The following is a 5405-nucleotide window of genomic DNA, read 5'->3' on the forward strand; positions in this document are numbered from 1 at the left end:
AGGAGCGATAGCGACGAGCCACGAAGGGCCGGCGACCTCCCTCGTATCCCGGCCCCTCGCGCCGACACACACCGAAAGAGACAACACCATGACCGAGAACCTCAGCGTCGAGCAGCGCGGCCTCCGTGAATCCGCCACCTACGACCGCACCACCATCGCCGCCATCCAGCGGGCGGCCGAGACCGGTATCTACGACATCCGCGGCTGGGGTGCCAAGCGCAAGCTCCCCCACTTCGACGACCTGCTCTTCCTCGGCGCCTCGATGTCGCGTTACCCGCTCGAGGGTTACCGCGAACGCTGCGACACCGATGTCGTCCTGGGTGGCCGCAACGCGAAGTATCCGCTGCATCTGTCGACCCCGGTCACGATCGCCGGTATGAGTTTCGGCGCGCTGTCGGCCGGCGCCAAGGAGGCCCTGGGCCGCGGGGCGTCGGAGGTCGGTACCTCGACCACCACCGGTGACGGCGGCATGACCCCCGAGGAGCGCGGTCAGTCCAAGCACCTCGTCTACCAGTACCTGCCCTCGCGTTACGGCATGAATCCCGACGACCTGCGCAAGGCCGACGCCATCGAGGTCGTCCTCGGTCAGGGCGCCAAGCCGGGTGGCGGCGGAATGCTGCTGGGGCAGAAGATCTCCGAGCGCGTGGCGGGCATGCGCACCCTCCCGCAGGGCATCGACCAGCGCAGCGCCTGCCGGCACCCGGACTGGACCGGTCCCGACGACCTCGCCATCAAGATCAACGAGTTGCGCGAGATCACCGACTGGGAGAAGCCGATCTACGTCAAGGTCGGTGCCAGCCGCACCTACTACGACGTGAAGCTGGCGGTTCATTCCGGCGCGGACGTGGTCGTGGTCGACGGCATGCAGGGCGGCACCGCCGCGACGCAGGAAGTCTTCATCGAGCATGTCGGCATCCCGACGTTGGCCGCCATCCCGCAGGCCGTCCAGGCACTGCAGGAACTGGGCGTCCATCGCGAGGTGCAGCTGATCGTGTCCGGCGGTATCCGGAACGGTGCCGATGTAGCCAAGGCGATGGCCCTCGGCGCCGACGCGGTGGCCATCGGCACCGCCGCCCTGATCGCGTTGGGTGACAACGATCCTCGTTACGCCAAGGAGTACGAGGCGTTGGGTTCGGCGGCCGGTTACTACGACGACTTCCAGGACGGTCGAGACCCGGCCGGCATCAGCACCCAGGATCCGGAACTCGCCGCGCGCTTCGACCCGGTCCTCGGGGGCAAGCGTCTCGCCAACTTCCTGCGCGTGATGACGATGGAGGCCCAGACCATCGCGCGTGCCTGCGGCAAGGCCCACCTCCAGCACCTCGAGCCCGAGGACCTCGTCGCCATCACCATCGAGGCCGCGGCGATGGCACGGGTGCCGATGGCCGGAACCAACTGGATTCCGGGGAGCGGGCTGTGAGCGAACAGAACACGACCGCATCGGTTGTCATCGTCGGCGGCGGACTCGAAGGTGCTGCCACCGCATGGGCCCTCGGTCAGCGCGGCATCACCGATGTGGTGGTCTGCGAACGTGACACCGTGGGCGGCGGGATGACCGGCAAGTCGTCGGGCATCGTCCGCTGCCACTACGGGGTCAGTTCGCTCGCCGCGATGGCGGCGGTGGGCCTCGAGGTCTTCGAGAAGGCCGAGGAGATCTTCGGCACCGACATCGGCTTCCGACAGACCGGTTATGTCGTCGGCGTCGGCGAGGCGAACGTGGAGAATCTGCGGAAAAGTCTTGCGGCGCAGCGGGAGGTCGGCGTCCAGACCGAGGAGATCGACGCCGTCGAGGTCGCGAAGATGTGGCCGGCAGCCGATCTCGGGCCGTTCGCGGCCTTCGGCTGGGAGGAGCGTGGCGGTTACGGCGATGCCTACCAGACCGCCCAGGCCTTCGCCGCCGCCGCGCGGGCCACCGGTATCAAGATCCGTCAGGGCACGACGGTCACCGAACTGATCGTGGACGGGGACCGGGTCACCGGCGTCCGCCTGGCCGACGGCTCGACGATCTCCGCCGACACCGTCGTCGTGGCGACCGGCGTGTGGTCCAAGCCCTTCCTGGCGCCGCACGGCATCGACGTGCCGATCTCGGTCCATCGCGAACAGATCGTGATGATCCATCCGGGCGAGGATCTCGGCGCGGTGCCGGTGTTCTCCGACCTCGTCTCCCTGCAGTACGTCCGGCCGGATGTCCGCGGCGAGATCCTGTTCGGCAACAGCGATCTCAAGGAACTGCAGATCGCCGACCCGGACAACTACAGCAACCGCGTCGACAGCGACTTCGTCGACCTCACCGTGGACAAGGTGGGTACCCGATTCCCCGGGTTCACCGAGCCTGCGATCACCAGCAGCTACGCCGGTTGCTACGACGTGACGCCGGACTGGAATCCGATCATCTCGCGCGGGCCACTCGACGGGTTGGTGCTGGCGGTCGGGTTCAGCGGTCACGGCTTCAAGATCTCGCCGGCAGTCGGCAGGCTCGTCGCCGACCTCGTCGTCGACGGACACAGTTCGGACCCGCGAATCCCGGAGTCCGACTTCCGCTTCACCCGGTTCGCCGAGGGCGACCCCCTGAAGACGAGGTTCCCGTACGTGGGAGCAGGGGAGATGCGCTGAGCGTCGCCGAGCGGTGTGCACGGGGGTGAACCGACGAGAGGACGCGACACCATGTGTCAACTGACAGTGAACGACCTCGCTCACTATGCTGGCGAGGTGACCGACGACCCATTGATCCGGAACCAATCTGGCATCGCACGGGAGCGCCCCGTCGACCAGTCGGTCGAGGAACTCGAGCTCGAGACGGCGATCGCGCACAACGTGCGGCGGCTGCGTCGTCAGCAGGGACTGTCGGTGGGTGACATGGCGACCCGCGTCGGCATCTCCAAGGCGATGCTGTCGAAGATCGAGAACGCACAGACCTCGTGCAGCCTCAGCACCCTCGCCCGTCTGGCCAACGGCTTCGACGTCTCGGTGACGTCGTTGTTCCGCGGCGCGGAGATGGAGCGGTCGGCCGTCTTCGTCAAGGCGGGGGAGGGCAACGAGATCATCCGTGAGGGTTCACGCGAGGGGCACGAGTACGAGTTGCTCGGATCGCTTCGCGGAGAACACAAACGACTCGAATGCCTGCTCGTGACCCTGACGGAGAAGTCGGTGACCCAGCCGCTGTTCCAGCACGCCGGTACCGAATTCCTGTATGTCCTCGAGGGCGTGATGGACTACGCGCACAGCCGGTCGGTGTACCGGATGCATCCCGGTGACGCCCTCCAGCTCGACGGCGAAGGAGCGCACGGGCCGGTCGAACTCGTCGAACTGCCCGTGCGCTTCCTGTCGGTCATCGCCTTCCCCGACTCCGCGGTCTGAAGCCCAAGCCCCTGCTCCTCGAGTAGCCCGAGCTTGCGGCGGGCGTACACCCTGTTCCTTGAGTAGCCCGGAGCTTGCGAAGGGCGTATCGAAAGGACTCGTGCCCGGCCTCAGAACTCCTCGGCTCCGATGAGCGCGGCGTCGGGAGAGACCTTGTGCTTGTTGGTCTTGACCAGCGCCACGGCACCGAGTGCGACCGCGCAGTAGCCGACGGCGAACCACCACGGGGCGACGTCGCCGAACCACTCGGCGAGGTAGGAGACCAGGACCGCGGCAACCGCCGCACCCGCCCAGCGCAGGAAGCTGAAGCCGGCGCTGGACACCGAGCGCGGGGTGTCGTTGCCGCCCGACGCCATGGCGAGGTCGGTGAACAGGGTGTTGAGGATGCCCGACGGGAGACCGGACAGGACGACTGCGAGACCGATGAGCCAGACCTGGTCGGACAGCGTTCCGACGGCGGCGAGGGCCATGACGATGCCGTAGCCGGTGATCGCGACGAGCACACCACCCTTCTCGCCGACGACCCGGGCGAGCGGCGTCGCGACGAACACACCGGCGATGGCGGTCAGCAGGCCCCAGCCGAAGAAGACCAGGCCGGCGTGAATGGGCCGGAGTCCCATGGCGATCGGTGCCCAGGCGATGACGGTGAACAGGGCGCCGGTGTAGAAGGCCGAACCGATGCCGGCGATGGTGAGAGTGCGATTACGCAGGGCCTTGAGCGGATCGATGACGCTGACCCGGGCACGCGCGGACCGCGGGCCGTCGGCGGGGAGCATGATCGCGCACAGCACGGCGCCGATGAGCATGAGCAGTGCGGTGCCGCCGAACGGGGCACGCCAGCTCCATTCGCCGAGCGTCGCGCCCAGCAGCGGACCGACGGCGAGGCCGATGCCCAGGGCCGCCTCGTACATCATGATCGCGCCCTGCCTGCTGCCCTTGGCGGAGGAGACGATGAAGGCCAACGCGGTGGCCAGGAAGAAGGCGTTACCGAGGCCCCAGAGCACGCGGAAGGCGATCAGCTGATCGATGTTGCTTGCGAACACCGAGATCCCGGCGGCGACGACGATCATCACCAGGCCGACGGTCAGGGTTCGCTTGGGGCCGAAACGGTAAGCGGCCCAACCGGTCAGGAGCATGGCCACACACTGCACGCCGACGTACACACCGAACAGCAGGGTGAGCTTGTTCGGCGGGGCGTTGAGCGCCTGGGCGATGCTGTGCAGGATCGGGTCGACGAGACCGATGCCCATGAAGGCGATCGTGGCCGCGAACGCGGTGATCCACACGGCACGGGGCTGCATGCGGAACATGGCGAGGAGCGAGGTGTTCTCCGCGTCGGTGTGTGGCGGGTTCGACGCGCCGGTGGCGGCCTTGTCTTCGGTGACGGTCATGTGGGTCCTCTGAACGGGGGCTGGTTGTCGGAGACGGGGGACGTGGATCGGGCGAGGGGTCAGTTCTCGGCCGTCTTGGCATCCACCGCCGCTGAGGTCTGTGCGGGGTGATGATCGAGCTCGTCGCGGAGCGCTTGCAGTGCCGGAGCGGCCGCGGCAAGAGCTTCGAGATGTTCGGGGCTCAGGTTGGCCAGGGCGTCGGTGAGGGCGACGTCGCGGCCGAGGCGGATCCGTTCGACCAGTTCCCGACCGTGGTCGGTGAGATCGACGAGTACGGCTCGACGATCGGCCGGGTCGGGTCGGCGTTCCACCAGTTCGTGCTTGGTGAGTCCGTCGATCACCGACGTCGCGGTGGGCATCCGGATCGACTCGCGTTCGGCGAGCTCACCCATGCGCATCGGGCCATGGTCGGCCAGGACATTGATCGCCGATGTCTGGGCGGCGGTCAGTTCGACGACCGGTGTGCGTCGTCGAAGCGACAGGTAGAGCCGCGTGATGCTCGGCCGGAGGGCCGAGGCGAGTTGAGCGGCATCTGGGACAGTCACATTTAGAGACTCTAATACTTAGACTCTCGAAGTAATACCTCGTGACGCTGTGAGATCGACGACACGGGCGTCGACGCTGGTCGAGTAGGCGAGGAGCCTGCGGGTGCCCCGA

Annotated in this window: 5 protein-coding genes; 3 read left to right on the forward strand and 2 right to left on the reverse strand. The window is 67.4% G+C overall.

Annotated features, from left to right (window positions below; all coding sequences use genetic code 11):
• Window positions 1-88 precede the first annotated feature (88 nt).
• Genes OK17_RS16175 through OK17_RS16185 form a run of 3 tightly spaced genes read left to right on the forward strand, consistent with a single transcriptional unit; the run spans window position 89 to window position 3357 of the window.
• Entirely contained in the window at window positions 89-1420 is a 1332-nt protein-coding gene (locus OK17_RS16175) for an FMN-binding glutamate synthase family protein (protein WP_461418064.1), read from the forward strand.
• Window positions 1417-2613: an NAD(P)/FAD-dependent oxidoreductase gene (locus OK17_RS16180; RefSeq protein WP_461418065.1), complete on the forward strand. Its 1197-nt coding sequence runs from the start codon at window positions 1417-1419 to the stop codon at window positions 2611-2613. The genes OK17_RS16175 and OK17_RS16180 overlap by 4 nt, the downstream gene beginning before the upstream one ends.
• 51 nt (window positions 2614-2664) lie before the next feature.
• The gene (locus OK17_RS16185) at window positions 2665-3357 is read left to right on the forward strand and encodes a helix-turn-helix domain-containing protein (protein ID WP_232716802.1); all 693 of its coding nucleotides are present in this window, start codon (window positions 2665-2667) and stop codon (window positions 3355-3357) included.
• Between the two features lie 110 nt (window positions 3358-3467).
• Here OK17_RS16185 and OK17_RS16190 read toward each other — a convergent pair whose 3' ends face one another.
• Both OK17_RS16190 and OK17_RS16195 read right to left on the reverse strand, forming a co-directional pair.
• Window positions 3468-4748: an MFS transporter gene (locus OK17_RS16190; RefSeq protein WP_461418066.1), complete on the reverse strand. Its 1281-nt coding sequence runs from the start codon at window positions 4746-4748 to the stop codon at window positions 3468-3470.
• Window positions 4749-4807: 59 nt separating this feature from the next.
• Window positions 4808-5293, reverse strand: a complete 486-nt coding sequence (locus tag OK17_RS16195; RefSeq protein WP_006868536.1) for a MarR family winged helix-turn-helix transcriptional regulator — start codon at window positions 5291-5293, stop codon at window positions 4808-4810.
• Between the last annotated feature and the right edge of the window lie 112 nt (window positions 5294-5405).

It is taken from the genome of Gordonia sp. GN26, from assembly GCF_054823965.1.

Coding starts and splice junctions, on each gene's coding strand:
- OK17_RS16175 (WP_461418064.1), top strand. CDS start 89: ATGACCGAGAACCTCAGCGTCGAGCAGCGCGGCCTCCGTGAATCCGCC.
- OK17_RS16185 (WP_232716802.1), top strand. CDS start 2,665: ATGTGTCAACTGACAGTGAACGACCTCGCTCACTATGCTGGCGAGGTG.
- OK17_RS16190 (WP_461418066.1), bottom strand. CDS start 4,748: ATGACCGTCACCGAAGACAAGGCCGCCACCGGCGCGTCGAACCCGCCA.